This is a genomic window from Paraburkholderia sp. BGA-UO-ETr-F12, from assembly GCF_059567945.1.
Genome location: NZ_JCAQOZ010000009.1, coordinates 37,769 through 51,965, shown reverse-complemented (window position 1 = coordinate 51,965; position 14,197 = coordinate 37,769). Strand labels below are relative to the sequence as shown.

General features: G+C 63.5%; 10 protein-coding genes. 1 reads left to right on the top strand and 9 read right to left on the bottom strand.

The window, feature by feature from the left end; all coding sequences use genetic code 11:
• Nucleotides 1-65: 65 nt before the first annotated feature.
• The 8 genes from hutG to AC57B6_RS02715 all read right to left on the bottom strand — a co-directional run bounded on the left by hutG (nt 66) and on the right by AC57B6_RS02715 (nt 11,403).
• The gene (hutG, locus tag AC57B6_RS02750) at nt 66-1,076 is read right to left on the bottom strand and encodes a formimidoylglutamase (RefSeq protein WP_496420656.1); all 1,011 of its coding nucleotides are present in this window, start codon (nt 1,074-1,076) and stop codon (nt 66-68) included.
• Complete coding sequence (locus AC57B6_RS02745; RefSeq protein WP_028198373.1) at nt 1,073-1,849, bottom strand: amino acid ABC transporter ATP-binding protein; 777 nt, start codon at nt 1,847-1,849, stop codon at nt 1,073-1,075. The genes hutG and AC57B6_RS02745 overlap by 4 nt, the downstream gene beginning before the upstream one ends.
• Nucleotides 1,846-2,514 (bottom strand): amino acid ABC transporter permease, encoded by a 669-nt coding sequence (locus AC57B6_RS02740; protein ID WP_028198374.1) that lies wholly within the window; start codon nt 2,512-2,514, stop codon nt 1,846-1,848. Before AC57B6_RS02740 ends, AC57B6_RS02745 begins: the two co-directional genes overlap by 4 nt.
• Before the next feature lie 17 nt (nt 2,515-2,531).
• Complete coding sequence (locus AC57B6_RS02735) at nt 2,532-3,287, bottom strand: transporter substrate-binding domain-containing protein (protein ID WP_030100096.1); 756 nt, start codon at nt 3,285-3,287, stop codon at nt 2,532-2,534.
• Between the two features lie 92 nt (nt 3,288-3,379).
• Complete coding sequence (locus AC57B6_RS02730; protein ID WP_106352315.1) at nt 3,380-4,129, bottom strand: IclR family transcriptional regulator; 750 nt, start codon at nt 4,127-4,129, stop codon at nt 3,380-3,382.
• Nucleotides 4,130-4,331: 202 nt separating this feature from the next.
• Nucleotides 4,332-5,222, bottom strand: coding sequence for a transglutaminase family protein (locus AC57B6_RS02725; protein WP_028198377.1), 891 nt, complete (start codon nt 5,220-5,222; stop codon nt 4,332-4,334).
• The gene (locus AC57B6_RS02720) at nt 5,219-7,861 is read right to left on the bottom strand and encodes a circularly permuted type 2 ATP-grasp protein (RefSeq protein ID WP_496420655.1); all 2,643 of its coding nucleotides are present in this window, start codon (nt 7,859-7,861) and stop codon (nt 5,219-5,221) included. The genes AC57B6_RS02725 and AC57B6_RS02720 overlap by 4 nt, the downstream gene beginning before the upstream one ends.
• 47 nt (nt 7,862-7,908) lie before the next feature.
• Entirely contained in the window at nt 7,909-11,403 is a 3,495-nt protein-coding gene (locus AC57B6_RS02715) for a transglutaminase family protein (RefSeq protein WP_496420654.1), read from the bottom strand.
• Between the two features lie 326 nt (nt 11,404-11,729).
• Between AC57B6_RS02715 and AC57B6_RS02710 the strand changes: the two genes are divergently transcribed.
• Nucleotides 11,730-12,833, top strand: coding sequence for a zinc-binding metallopeptidase family protein (locus AC57B6_RS02710; protein WP_496420653.1), 1,104 nt, complete (start codon nt 11,730-11,732; stop codon nt 12,831-12,833).
• A gap of 78 nt (nt 12,834-12,911) precedes the next feature.
• Here AC57B6_RS02710 and AC57B6_RS02705 read toward each other — a convergent pair whose 3' ends face one another.
• Complete coding sequence (locus tag AC57B6_RS02705) at nt 12,912-14,186, bottom strand: DUF3443 domain-containing protein (RefSeq protein WP_028198381.1); 1,275 nt, start codon at nt 14,184-14,186, stop codon at nt 12,912-12,914.
• Nucleotides 14,187-14,197 lie beyond the last annotated feature (11 nt).

The following is a 14,197-nucleotide window of genomic DNA, read 5'->3' as shown; positions in this document are numbered from 1 at the left end:
AATCCGTGAGCCGTTCTGTTTAGCGGCCTGCTTCGCCCCCGCGCATTGCTGCGCGGTGCTGTGTGTTAAAGCAACCGATACGCCAATCGTGCCGCCGCCCTCGCCGTGCGCTTGTCCTGATCGAGCGACGGGTTGTACTCCGCGATATCCGCCGCCCGCAGCTTGCCCGACGTACGCACGCGCAGCACCATTGCCTCGACGACCGACAGCGGCACGCCTAACGCCGCAGGTGCCGAGACGCCAGGGGCGGTAGCAGCCGGGAGCACGTCAAGGTCGATTGTCAGATAGACATCGTCCGCTGCATCCAGCAACTGCTGGAGCTCATGCAGACGCTGCGGCAATTGCGGTTCCTGCATGTCGCTGTCGAGCACGTAGTGCACGCCAAGTTCTTCTGCATGGGCAAACAGCGAAGCGGTATTGCCCAGATCGCTGATACCGAAGCACGCGTAGTTGAACGGCAAGCCGCGCGCGGCGCAATCGTTCGCAATCTGATCGAACGGCGTGCCCGAATTGGCGGGCCGCTTCTGGCGCAGATCGAAGTGCGCATCGAAGTTGATGATAAGCAGCTTGCGGGTGGCAATTGAAGTGGCCATTGAAGTGATCGATGCGGCGGCCACGCGATCCTGATGCAGGCGCAAACCGCTATACGTCCCCCACGCAACCTCATGACCGCCGCCGAACACCAAAGGCCGGGCGCCGGCCGCGAGCACGTCGCTTATCGCGCTCGCTAGTTCCGCCTGCGCGCCTTCGAGGTCGCCGTCGTCGCAGATCACGTCACCCGCATCGGCAAGCGTCGCCATCGCGGTCTTCGCCGGCAGGCCGGCCAGAACCCTGCGCAATTCCTTCGGCGCATGTGCCGCGCCGGTACGGCCCTGATTGCGCCGCACGCCTTCGTCGGAGCCAAAACCGATAATCACCGGCGCATCGTTTTCAACTTGCAGTGCGCCGTGAAGCTTAACTTCATGCGCCGGCGCGCCGCCAAACGCCACCACCTGATTGAAAATACGCCGGGTGTCGCCAGGCTCACCGTCGTCGGAACGGCCGATCCACACCTTGTCGTCGAATGGAACTCTCATGCGCGCGACAACACCGCCTGCAAGAAAGCCCGCGTGCGCGGCTGCGACGGCGCCGAGAAAATCTCGGCAGGCGGTCCAGCTTCGACGATTACGCCGCCGTCCATCACCACCACCACGTCGGCGACTTCTTTCGCGAAACCCATTTCGTGCGTCACGACCACCATCGTCATGCCTTCGCTCGCGAGCAGCTTCATCACCTGCAGCACTTCGCCGACCAGCTCGGGATCGAGTGCGGAAGTCGGCTCGTCGAACAACATCACGCGCGGCTGCATCGCCAGCGCGCGAGCAATGGCAACGCGTTGTTTCTGACCGCCCGACAGACTCGCCGGCATCACATGCGCCTTATGGGCAAGCCCGACCTTTTCCAGCAAAGCGGTTGCAGTCGCTTCGGCTTCGGCCTTACTGGCGCCACGCAGCATCCGCGGGCCGACCGTGATGTTGTGCAGCACCGACAGATGCGGAAACAGATTGAACGACTGAAACACCATGCCCACTTCGGTGCGCAGCGCATTCAGCGAGCGCTCCTTGAGCATCGTCCCATGGTCCACGAGACGATGCCCGCAGATATCGATCGTGCCGCCTTCCGCCTGTTCGAGCCCATTGCAGCAGCGCAGGAAAGTACTCTTGCCCGAGCCGCTCGGCCCGATCACGACCACCACCTGCTGCGGCTGAATGTCGAAATCGATACCGTTGAGCACGGTGTGCGAGCCGAACGATTTGGTGAGCCCACGAATGCTGACGATAGGTTGATCCACTTTGGCCACGGTATTCATTGCACCATTCCTCCTGCACGCAAGCGGCGCTCCACACGATGCAGCGCGTAATTGGTCGCCTGCGTCAACACCAGATACACCAGCGCGATGGCCAGATACACCTCGAGCGAACGGTAGGACACGCTAATGATCTTCTGGCCTTCATGCATCAGATCGTCGATAGTCAGCAGCGACACCAGCGCTGAATTCTTGATCAGTGCGATGAACTCGTTGCCGAGCGGCGGGATCATCCGCACGATCGCCTGCGGCAGAATGATCGCGCGCATGGCCTGCCCGGACGACATGCCGATCGAACGCGCCGCCTCCATCTGGCCGCGATCCACCGACTGAATCGCACCGCGTACGATCTCCGATACGTAGGCCGCCGAGTACAGGCCGAGCCCAAGCATTCCGCACACGAAAGCCGGCAACAGAATGCCGAATTGCGGCAAGCCGAAGAACAGCAGGAAGAGTTGCACGAGCAGCGGCGTGCCGCGGAAAAACGTGAGGTACGCGGTACAGAAGCCGTACACGATGCGCCGCTGCGGCGTGAGCCGGCCGATACCGATCAACAGGCCCAGCACGCAGCTCAGGCCGAGCGCGGCGGCGGTCACTTCGACCGTCACCAGCGCGCCATGCATGATGTCCGGCCAGCCGGCGATCACCGGCGAAAAATCGAGTTCCATTATGTCTGCTCAGCCGGTTATTGCGCGGTGGCGCCGAACCACTTCTTGACGATTGCCGCGTAAGTGCCGTCTGCCTTGATCTTCGCCAGCGCCGTGTTGAATTCCGCCTTCAGTTGCGGCTCGTCCTTGCGCACCGCAATGCCGTAGGCTTCGGTGGTCAGCTGTTTGTCGAGCACGCGAAAACCGCTGCGCGTCTTCACGAATTGATAGGCGGCGGGCTTGCCGGTCACGGCGGCATCGGCGCGGCCGATACCCACCAGGTCGAACATTTCCTGATTCTTCTCGACTTCGACGCGGTTGATCTGCGGGTAGTTGTCACGCAGGAAGCCGACCGACTTCGTGCCCACCTGGACCGACACTTTCTTGCCGTTCAGGTCGGCGATGGACTTGATGGGCGAATCGGCTTTCACCAGTGCCACGAGACCACCTGCGTAGTACGAATCGGTGAAGTCGATCACTTTCGCGCGCTCGTCGGTGATATAGATGCCGGAAATCGCCGCGTCGAAACGATGCGCGATCAAGCCCGGAACCAGGCCCTTGAAGTCGATATCAGTCCATTGCACGCGCTTGCCCATGACTTTCGCGAGCGCGTTCATCATGTCGACGTCGAAGCCGGTGCGCGCGCCGTTTTCGGTGAATTCCATCGGCGGGAAGGTCGCGTCGGTGGCGACGTTCAGCACATCCGCCGTTTGTGCGGATGCCGCGCCGGAAAAGCCGGCGAACGTCACCGCAAAGGTGACGCATGCGAGGGACAACAGTCGATTCAGTTTCATGGGAGGGCTCCTGGTGGTTCGTTCAGTTCGTTCGCTTCGTTCAGTTTGTTCGGTATCCAGATCGAATGCCGGCCGGGGACGGCCTTGCCCGATCAATCGGTTTGCATATGCTCGGAAATAGCGCGGGCCGTGCGTAGCGTCCCGTCGATGAATTGGCTTTCGCGGCCAATGGCGCGCGTGGACGGCGCCATCAGCGTGATCGACGCGCTGCTGCCCGCGCCGCGTGCGCTGCGATGAAAGATCGGGGCGCTCACGCCCCACACGCCCGGATCGACCTCGCTATCGCTAACGGCGTAGCCTTGAGCGCGAATCTGTTCGAGTTCGGTTTCGATCGCGGCGCGGCCGGCGGGGTCGTTGTCGAATACGCTATCGAGCACTTCGGTGCGCGCCTTGTCGGCCATGAACGCCAGCAGCGATTTCGCGGAAGCGCCGGCTTTCAGCGGCACGGCGCGGCCTTTTTCGAACGAACAGCGCAACGAGTGCTGGCTATCGACCATTTCCAGGCACATCACCTGATGCTTGACCGCCACCACGAGCCCGATACTTTCTTGCGAGGCGCGCGCCAGTTGCTGCATTTCGCTACGGCTCGCTTCGACGAGCAGCGAATTCACATCGAAGCCAAGCGCAAGTTGCAAGCTGATCGGCCCAGGCGCGTAATGGCCTGCGTTTTCAGCGACAAAACCCCAGCGCTTGAGCAACGCGATCTGCCGGTACAGCGTGCTTTGCGCGAGACCGGTGACCGCGAGCAAATCCCTGACCGACATGGCCTTGCCGTGACTGGCGAGTGCCGCCAGCACCAGCAGCACGCGTTCGGCTCCCGTCACACCCTGTTCCGCGTTCACGATGAAAACTATCCACAATGAATAACGGATTCAGAATGCCAGAACATTCTCGGATTTCAAAAAACGGATTCCCACTGAATGGGAAAGACAGGCGAGGGTTTTCCCCGAAAGCGGGATAAAAGAGGCGTGCCGAAGCGCGCGCGGGGCACGTGAAGCGAATCTGTCTGACGGGAAAGGGGCTTGCTGAAGGGTTAAAAGCTGCTCAAAGCGCCAACACCGTCACCCCCACTTCCACCCGATGCGCCCCGCCGCCCAGAATCATCCCGCGCAGCAAGGACACGTCGCTGTAATCGCGCCCGATCGCGAGCGTCACATGGTCCATATCGGCGAGCACGTCATTGGTGGGATCGAGATCGACCCAGCCGCTTCCCGGGCAATATACCGACACCCACGCATGCGAGGCATCCGCGCCAATCAGGCGGGGTTGCCCAGGCGGCGGATCGTTGCGCAGATAACCGCTCACGTAGCGCGCCGGCAAACCCAGCGAGCGCAGGCAGCCGATCATCACCTGCGCGAAGTCCTGGCACACCCCGCTCTTCAATTCGAAAGCGCGCTCGGCCGGCGTATCGAACATGGTCGCCGAAGGCTTATAGTCGAAATCTTCGTGAATCCGGTGCATCAGATCGATCGCACCCGCCACGATCGGCATGCCGGGCGGAAAGCTCGGCAACGCATAAGCACGCAACGACGGCCGCGGCACGATATTCGGCGACGCAAAGCAGAACTCCACCTCAGGCCGGAATTCGCCGCCGACACAAAAACGCAGCGCATCCGCCACTTCTTCCCATTCCGGCGTCTCTTCGGGGTCGAGGTCGGTCCAGCGCGGCATGAGCGCCACGGTGGTTTCGCTCACGAGCTGCAAGCGTTCGTGGGGGGCGTCCAGCGCGAAGTACAGCACGTCGTTGCCGAATGCATCGATACGGCTGGTCCGATACGACGGTTCGGGGTCGATCTTTTCGCTGTGCGAGACCACACGCTGCCACGCACAGGCAATCGGCCGGATCGTCGCGAGATGCTGCGCGGTCTCCACATAGGTGGAATAGTGATAGGTCGTGCGATGCGAGACGGACAACACGGTCGGCGCGTTCTTCATGACCACACCTGCGAAGCGACCGTACTTGCATGGCTGAAATAGCGCGCGCTGATCTCATGCGCGGCCGCGCCGACATAGCCGCCAATCAGATCGCACACCGCAATCAGCTCGGCGTATGAACCGTTCTCGTCGACTTCGCACAGCGACTCGAGCGTCGGCAACGAAGCGGCAGGCGGCATCAATTCCGCAAACGGACGATGCCGCATGCTGCCCGCAGCCACGGCGATTTCGTCGAGTTTTTTGCGCAGGCGCTCATACACGCCGTAGATGCCGCGCGGATTGGTCGGCTCGATCACCAGCAGATCAAGCAGCGCCGGCACCTCGAAACGGCCCGGGTACAGCGAGCGATACGTCAGCGTGCTGTCGAACAGTTGAAGCAGCAGATCGAAGCCGGCCGGCGTCGCGAGCTGGCCTTTATCGGCAACCACACGCAGGAACGACGTCATCGTCCATACGCGTTCGATGTGCCGCCCAACGAACAACAGACGCCACGCTTCGTCGCGTGTCATGCGGTCGCCTTGCGCGCCGCTGATCGCCGACAATTGCACCGACAGGCGTTCGAGCGCGTTCATCAACGTCACGCGGTCATAGCGATCGTAACGCTCGCCACGCTCCGCCCGGCCGCTCCCGTTTCCATTGACTTGACCGTTACCGTTCGAACCCGCAGCCGGCATCAAGGTCTGCAACGCGTCGCGGAAATCGTTGCGCGCCGCGAGGATAGTGCGCCAGTGATCGTTCGACAAACGCCCACGCACTTCGCCGTTCGAACGCGCCTGCCAGGCGAGGTTCTGCCCGATGCTCGTCGGCCCGGTGCTGTCGCTCAGATTCGCGACCAGAGCACGCTCGAACACTTGCGGCGAGTTCGGCGCAAACATATCGCCCGACTGCACGAGACCGCAGTGCATGGCGAGTTCCACCAGCGTGGGGAACATCGCATCGGCGTCGTTGCCTTCGAGCGAGCCGAGAATCAGGCGCAACAGCCGCACATTGTTTTCCGCGCGCTCGCCATAACGCCCGGCCCAGAACAGATTTTCTGCCGCACGGCTCGACACGGTGCGATGCTTGCGCGCGAGATCGGCGGGTTGCATCGGCGAAGGCAGCAGCGTGAAAGTCGAGGTCGGCTGACTCGACAGCACCCATGTATCGACGCTGCTGCCGCCGTATTGCATCGACACCGTCGCCTGACGCTCGGCGGCCATGCGCGTGAAACCGCCGGGCATCACGTGCCAGCCACCGTTCACGTCGGCAATTGCATAGACGCGCAGCACCGACGGACGGCGGCCCACCGTGCCGTCCTCATAACGCGGCGTGCAGGAAAAGCGCTGCGGCTGCTGGATCGTATAGACGTCGGGCATCGCCTCGATACGTTCGCGCCATGTCGAAAGACGCTGCCGGCCCTGCTCGATCCCCGGCGGCGCGTCGCGGGGCGCGACGGGCCACGTGGGCACGATGAACGCTTCGTCCAGACGCGCGAATGCGTGCTCGCGCGCCGCCTTTTCGCCGCACCACCAGGTCGCCACACTCGGCAGCACCAGGTCCTCGTCGAGCAGCACTTCGGCGATACCCGGCAAAAAACCATGCAAGGCGGGTGATTCGACAAAACCCGACCCCGGCACGTTCGAGACAATGACATTGCCCGCGCGCATCACCTGCAACAGACCCGGCACGCCGATGCTCGAGTCGGCACGCAATTCGACCGGATCGCAGAATGCATCGTCCAGACGGCGCAGCACGACGTGCACCCGTTCCAGGCCGCCAAGCGTCTTCAGATACAGCATGTCGTCGCGCACGGTCAGGTCCTTGCCTTCGACCAGCGTAACGCCGAGATAGCGCGCGAGAAACACGTGCTCGAAGTAAGTCTCGCTAAACGGCCCAGGCGTGAGCAACGCGATATGCGGCGAAGCGTCGGCGCCTGAACTGTCGTGCCGCATGGTGGCCTGCGCGGCCTGCACGAGTGTTGCGATCAGTTGCGAATAGGTCGGCGCGAGACGGCTCACGTGCATCGCGCGAAACGGATCGGCGAACAGGGCCGACACGATCAGCCGGTTTTCAAGCGCATAGCCGAGGCCCGACGGCGCTTCGGTGCGATGCGCCATAACCGTCCATTGACCGCCGGGCGTACGCGCCAGGTCGACGGCGACCACCTGCAGATACTGCCCGCCTGGCGGCGTAAAGCCCTTCACGGAACGCAGATAGCCGGGATGTCCGAACACCAGCGCGGGCGGCAACTGGCCACGCTCGAGCAGGCGCTGCGGCCCATAAATATCGGCGACGATCGCATTGAGCAGATGCGCGCGCTGCGTCACGCCACGCTCGATATGCGCCCACTCGGCCTCGCTGATCAGGAACGGCAGCAGATCGAGCGCCCACGGCCGCGGCTCGCCGTTGTCCGCGTAGACGTTGTAGCTGATGTCGTTGTCGCGGATCTGCTGCGCGATCGATGCGCGGTGATCCTCCAGCCGCGCGATGCCGTCTTCGCCGAGCCGTTCGAAGAATTGCCGCCACGGTTCGCGCAACGCGCCGGAAGCATCGCGTAACTCGTCCCAATGTCCTTCGTAGGCCGGCAACAGCCGCAATAAGGACGAAGCGTCCGCGCGCGCCGCGGACGCTTCGAAGGGAAAAGTCGATTGAAAGGCCAAGGTCGTGTCGTTCTTAAAAGTGTGCCGTCGCGTTTCAGTCTACCAGGTTACCAGTAGCGCAGGTCCAACGTAAACGGAAACTCGAGGCTGCGCTGCGGCATCCCAACCGTCAGCGGCCCCGGTGTATGACCGGATGCGAAGAAGCGCGCGCGCCGCCGGCTTTCCGCCTCGTAAGCATTCACCGGGAAGGTCTCGTAGTTGCGCCCGCCCGGATGAGCGACATGATACTGGCATCCGCCGACCGAACGGCCTGTCCAGGTATCGACCAGATCGAAGGTAAGCGGCGCATCCACGCCGATGGTCGGATGCAGAGCCGACGGTTGCGACCACGCGCGAAAACGCACGCCGGCCACATATTCGCTGACGCGGCCCGTCGGCTGCAGGGGCACCGGCACGCCGTTCACGGTCAGCACATGACGGTTGTCGTTCAAACCGAGCGCACGCACCTCGAGCCGTTCCACCGACGAATCCACATAACGCACCGTACCGCCGGGCGACCCCTCTTCGCCCATCACGTGCCAGGGTTCGAGCGCGTTGCGGATGGTCAGCGAGACGCCGTTCACCGTGGTCTCGCCGACCAGCGGGAAACGGAATTCGAAGTGCGGCGCGAACCAGCTGCTTTCGAAAGCGAAACCCGCCTGGTTGAGTTCGCCGAGCACGTCGTCGAAATCCATCCTGACGAAGGTGCCGAGCAGGAAGCGATCGTGCAGTTCCGTACCCCAACGCGTGAGCCGCTGCGTATAGGGCGTGTGCCAGAAGCGCGCCACCAGCGCGCGCAACAGCAATTGCTGCACGAGACTCATGCGTGCATGCGGCGGCATTTCGAAGCCACGCAACTCGAGCAGGCCGAGGCGGCCGGTCGGACCATCGGGCGAATAGAGTTTGTCGATGCAAAACTCGGCGCGGTGCGTATTGCCCGTCACATCGATCAGGATGTTGCGCAACGAGCGGTCGATCATCCACGCCGGCAGGTTGGCGCTGTCGCGGCCGCCGAGCAGATCGATCTGCCGCTGCAATTCGCGGAACGCGACTTCGAGCTCATACACCTGATCGTTCCGCGCTTCGTCGACGCGCGGCGCCTGACTGGTCGGCCCAATGAACAGCCCCGAAAACAGATACGACAGCGACGGATGGTTGTGCCAATACGCGATCAGGCTCGCCAGCAGATCGGGACGCCGCAGGAACGGGCTATCGGCAGGCGTCGCGCCGCCGAGCACGAAGTGATTGCCGCCGCCGGTGCCCGTATGCCGGCCGTCGGTCATGAACTTCTCGCTGCTCAGATAGCTTTCGGCCGCGGACTGATACAGATACTCCGTGTTGTCGACCAGTTGCGCCCAGCTCGAAGCCGGATGGATGTTCACCTCGATCACACCCGGGTCCGGCGTCACCTGCAGGACGCACAGGCGCGCATCGCGCGGCGGCGGATAGCCTTCGAGCACCACCTGCATCCGCAATTCGGCCGCCGTCGCTTCAATCGCGGCGAGCAGGTCGAGATAGTCGTCGAGTTCGGTGAGCGGCGGCATGAACACATGCAGCAGCGAGCGGCCGCTGCCGAACGCCGCGGTTTCCGCCTTCGGACCCGCGGCACGTTTCGGGTCGCGTGCCTCGACGCAGATCGCCGTACGCAGCGTCTCTTTCGACGACTGCCCGCGCGCCGGCGCCTCACCGTCGCCCGGTTGCGGGGCAAAGGCCAGCACGCCGCCGCCGGGCATGCCGCTCAACAGGTCCGCCGCAGACGACGACAACGCCGCCACGCGCCGCGCATCGGCGGTGCTCAGGGTGCGGCGGGGCCCGGCGTCGCCGTCGCTGCCGCTTTCATACTGCATGCGCAATTGCGCGGCCGAACGCAACGGCACCGGCGGTGCAAACGGATCATGTGCATGCTGGTACGGATAGTCGGTCTTCGACACCCACGGCAGTGAATCCAGCGGCAGCCGGTAACCCATCGGCGAGTCGCCGGGGATCAGGAACATGCGTTCGTCGCGGAAGAACCAGCGGCCGCTGACCCACTTCGGCGCCTCGTTCGGCACGTCGCGTTCGCGTGCGAGCGGCAGCACATAACCCGTCGCGCCGCCCAGCCCCGCATCGAACACGCGCCGCAAACGCACGCGCTCCAGTTCGTCGTCCAGACGCGCATCGAGCGGATCGACGTTGACCGGCAGACGGCGCTCGCGCCACAGGTAGTACCAGACGTCTTCGAAACCGGGCAGGATGTGGTCTTTATCGAGCGCCAGCCGGGTCGCCAGGTGGGAGAGGAAACGTCGCGCGTCCTCAGCGGTGTAGGTGCCCGGCTCGCGTTCGTCGGCGAACAGCGTCGGGTCCTGCCAGCATGGTTCGCCATCGGCGCGCCAGTAGAGCGACATCGCCCAGCGCGGCAACTGTTCGCCCGGATACCACTTGCCCTGGCCGATATGCAGGAAGCCGTTCGCGCCGTAGCGCGAACGCAGCTTGTCCATCAGCGCAACCGCGTAGCCGCGTTTGGTGGGGCCGAGCGCGTCGGTGTTCCATTCGGCGGCGTCACGGTCGCGCACCGACACGAAAGTCGGCTCGCCGCCCATCGTCAGGCGCACGTCCATTTCCGAAAGACGCTGGTCGACCTGCGCGCCCATTTTCAGCACGTCGTTCCACACCGCTTCGCTGAACGGTCTGGTGACGCGCGGCGTCTCCAGGACCCGTTCGATCGACATGGTGTGCTCGAACTCGACTTCGGATTCGTCGACCGCGCCGGAGATCGGCGCCGCGCTGCCAGGCTCGGGGGTGCAGGCGACCGGAATATGGCCCTCCCCGGCGAGCAGCCCGGAGGTCGGATCGAGGCCGATCCAGCCCGCGCCCGGCAGGTACACCTCGCACCATGCATGCAGGTCGGTGAAGTCGACTTCAGTGCCGCTCGGACCGTCGATGGATTTGACGTCGGGCGCGAGTTGCAGCAGGTAGCCGGAAACGAAGCGCGCCGCCAGCCCCAGTTGCCGGAGCGTCTCGACCAGCAGCCAACCCGAATCGCGGCACGAACCCGCGGCGCTCACGAGCGTTTCCTCGGGCGTCTGCACGCCGGGTTCCATGCGGATCAGGTAGCGGATCTCGCGTTGCAGACGCTGATTCAGTGCGACGAGAAAGTCGGCGGTACCCATCGGCGTGCGGTCGATACTCGCGACAAACTCCGCGAAACGCGGCGTCATGGGCCGCTTGATCAGGTACGGTGCGAGTTCGAGTTCGAGGCCGGGCGCGTACTCGAAGGGAAACTGTTCCGCCGAAGGTTCGAGAAAGAAGTCGAACGGGTTGTAGACAGCCATCTCGGCGACCAGGTCCACGGTCACCTTGAATTCGCGCGTCTTCTCGGGAAACACCAGACGCGCCTGATAGTTGGCGAACGCGTCCTGCTGCCAGTTGATGAAGTGTTCGGCCGGTTCGACCCGCATCGAATAAGACAGAATCGGGGTCCGGCAATGCGGCGCAGGCCTGAGACGCACGACCTGGGGCGACAGCGCAACCAGCCTGTCGTAGCGGTAATGTGTGACATGATTCAACGCGACGCGTATGGACACACCAGACTCCTGGACAAAGGAAGGAAGGCAGCCCGCCAAAAAGCAAGCTTCATGCCGTTTATAGAACAAGCGCGAAAAAGCGCATGAACCGCCCGTACCGCCCGGACTACCGCCTGCTGCGAAGTTTGCCGCGCCGGCCGATCGTCCGGTCGATCGATCAGCGCGTCTTTCTCCGGCCTTTTCGAGCGCCACGCACCAAAGCGGCGCAGAGCCAATGCACGATCATGCACGTAATGTGCGTTAAACCAGTGACGTCTGGCAAACGCGGCATGAAGATTGCGCGTTGCCATCGCCCCATCACTGCCACCCATCACCGGGCCCGATCGATGAAAACCTTCCACTGCAATCGCTGCACACACCTCGTATTTTTTGAAAACGTCCGCTGCGAACGGTGCGAGTCCTTGCTCGGATATGTACCTGAACTGGCCGAAATCAGCGCCTTCGAAGAAGCCGGCGAAGGGCTTTGGCGCAGTCTGCATCCGGATGCCAAGGATGCGCTGTTCCGCCAGTGTCACAACTACGCGGTCGAAAACGTCTGCAACTGGATGATCCCGGCCGACTCGCCGGACACGCTGTGCCGCGCCTGCCAGCTCACGCGCACGATTCCGAATCTGAGCGTGCCGGACAACCGGCTTTACTGGTACCGGCTGGAAGTAGCGAAACGGCGTCTGCTGTACACCCTCGCCGCGCTCGGCCTCGAGGTGCCGTCGCATCAGAGCGACCCGGAGCATGGCCTCGCATTCGAATTCCTCGAGGAGAGCGGCGACGGCGCGCCGGTCATGACGGGCCACGACGACGGCCTCATTACGCTGAACATCGCCGAAGCCGACGACGCCTACCGCGAAAAAGTCCGCAGCGCGATGGGCGAACCCTACCGCACGCTGCTCGGCCACTTCCGCCACGAGACCGGCCACTACTACTTCAACCGGCTGGTGCAAAACGACCCGCGCTGGCTCACGCCCTACCGCAAGCTGTTCGGCGACGAGCGCGCCGATTATGGCGAGGCGCTGACGGCTTACTACCGCGACGGCGCACCGGCGGACTGGCAGGCGTCCTTCATCAGCGCCTATGCAACGATGCATCCCTGGGAAGACTGGGCCGAGACGTGGGCGCACTACCTGCTGATCGTCGACGTGCTGGATACTTCGACTTCGTACGGCCTCGCCCTGTTGCCCGACGACCCCAGCGAGCCGACGCTGACCGACCGCACGCCCGTGGAAGACGCGAGCTTCGATAATCTGATGAAGCGCTGGTTTCCGCTCACGTATGCGTTGAACAGCCTGAACCGCAGTCTCGGCACGCCCGACGGTTATCCGTTCACGCTGGCCGCGCCGGTGGTGGACAAGCTGCGGTTCGTGCATCGGGTAATTGCGGCGGCCGGCGATAAAACGCCGCTGCGCGAACCCGAAAAAAAGCCCGCTGCCGAATAAACCGGCAGCGGGCCTCGTTTGATCGACGCCGGCTCTCGTTATCGAGCGTCGCTAAGCAGGCGGCCTCCCTGCGCGGCCTCAATACGCCACATAAGGGCCCGCGCCGCCGGGAGTTGTCTGCTGCTCGACAGCGGCATACACATTGCGGCCGTAGAAGAACGGCAGGCCCCAGTCGAAAACCGACGACTTCACAAACGCCGGCCCCGCCAGCAGCGGCAACGCCGAATCGCCGCTGTACGTCTGCGAAATCGAATCGGCATTGCCGACGCTGAAGTTCACCGCGCTCGTCGTGCCGTTCACCCCCTGAATCATCGCGCTCAACGCTTGCGTCGATCCCGGACAGTAGTAGGCGTTGTTCGGACCCGAGCAGGCCGGCATGGCACTCGTCTGAAAGAACAGGCCCGTCGAGCCGCTATCGAGAATACTGCTCGAATACGTCGTGCCGTTCTGCACCGTCGTGAAGGTGCCGTTCGACGGACTCACGCCGATCACCTGCGCACTGCCCAGCGAATTGTTGCTCTGTGTGCCGATGCCGAACACCAGTTGGCCGCTCACCGATTGTGCGCCGCCCGCCACCATCGGCAGGCTCAACATCGACCCGTTGTTGTCGGTGGCAAAGTACGGGATCGGGTTGGCGACCTGCAGCGCTTCGGCGAGCGGAATCGACGTGCATGCCGTGCCCTTGCAACCGTAGTACGTCCCGGCTAAAGCCTGCTGCACACAGTTCGCGCCGCAGTCGTGCTTGAATACGCCGATACCCAGGATGCCGTTGGCCTGCAACGAAGCCGGCGTGTTGCGCGAGGCGCCGTAAGCCGCGCAGTCGGCCGGCAGCGAAGCATAGTTCGGATCGATCACCTGGACCGGCAGCGAGGCCGCTTTTTCGCCGGCGATCTGCAGGTCGGCGAGCTTCACCGAACCCCACGTGTAGCCGTCGAAAAACGCCATGCATTCGGCAACCAGATTGCCCGAGCCGTCCTTCTCTTGCGGCAGCGTCATCGACGCGGGCAGTTGCGAGGCGAATATGCGCACGCCCCACGAGCCGGTATCCACCAGCATGTGATCGATGGTTTGGCACTGGCTGGTGCCAGGCACGCAAATCGTGACGCTGACGAACGGCATGTTCGGCACGTTGCTGACACCCGAGTCGACCGTCACGCGCACGGCGTTGGCGGCAATCACCTGCGGCGACGGCGACGTATTAGTGACGGTTGGGCCGGCCGACAGGCTCGTGCCACTGGAACTCCCCGACGAGGCGGAGCCGCTGGAGCCGCCGCCCCCACCGCCGCAGGCACTGACGAGCAGCGCGAGCAGCGCCGCGCCCAACAAGGTCACAAACGAAGACATATGACGCATGATCCGCTCCG

Bases quoted from the DNA above. Each gene is read 5' to 3' on its own strand.
- hutG (WP_496420656.1), bottom strand. From the start codon at position 1,076: ATGAGAGTTCCATTCGACGACAAGGTGTGGATCGGCCGTTCCGACGAC.
- AC57B6_RS02745 (WP_028198373.1), bottom strand. From the start codon at position 1,849: ATGAATACCGTGGCCAAAGTGGATCAACCTATCGTCAGCATTCGTGGG.
- AC57B6_RS02740 (WP_028198374.1), bottom strand. From the start codon at position 2,514: ATGGAACTCGATTTTTCGCCGGTGATCGCCGGCTGGCCGGACATCATG.
- AC57B6_RS02735 (WP_030100096.1), bottom strand. From the start codon at position 3,287: ATGAAACTGAATCGACTGTTGTCCCTCGCATGCGTCACCTTTGCGGTG.
- AC57B6_RS02725 (WP_028198377.1), bottom strand. From the start codon at position 5,222: ATGAAGAACGCGCCGACCGTGTTGTCCGTCTCGCATCGCACGACCTAT.
- AC57B6_RS02710 (WP_496420653.1), top strand. From the start codon at position 11,730: ATGAAAACCTTCCACTGCAATCGCTGCACACACCTCGTATTTTTTGAA.
- AC57B6_RS02705 (WP_028198381.1), bottom strand. From the start codon at position 14,186: ATGCGTCATATGTCTTCGTTTGTGACCTTGTTGGGCGCGGCGCTGCTC.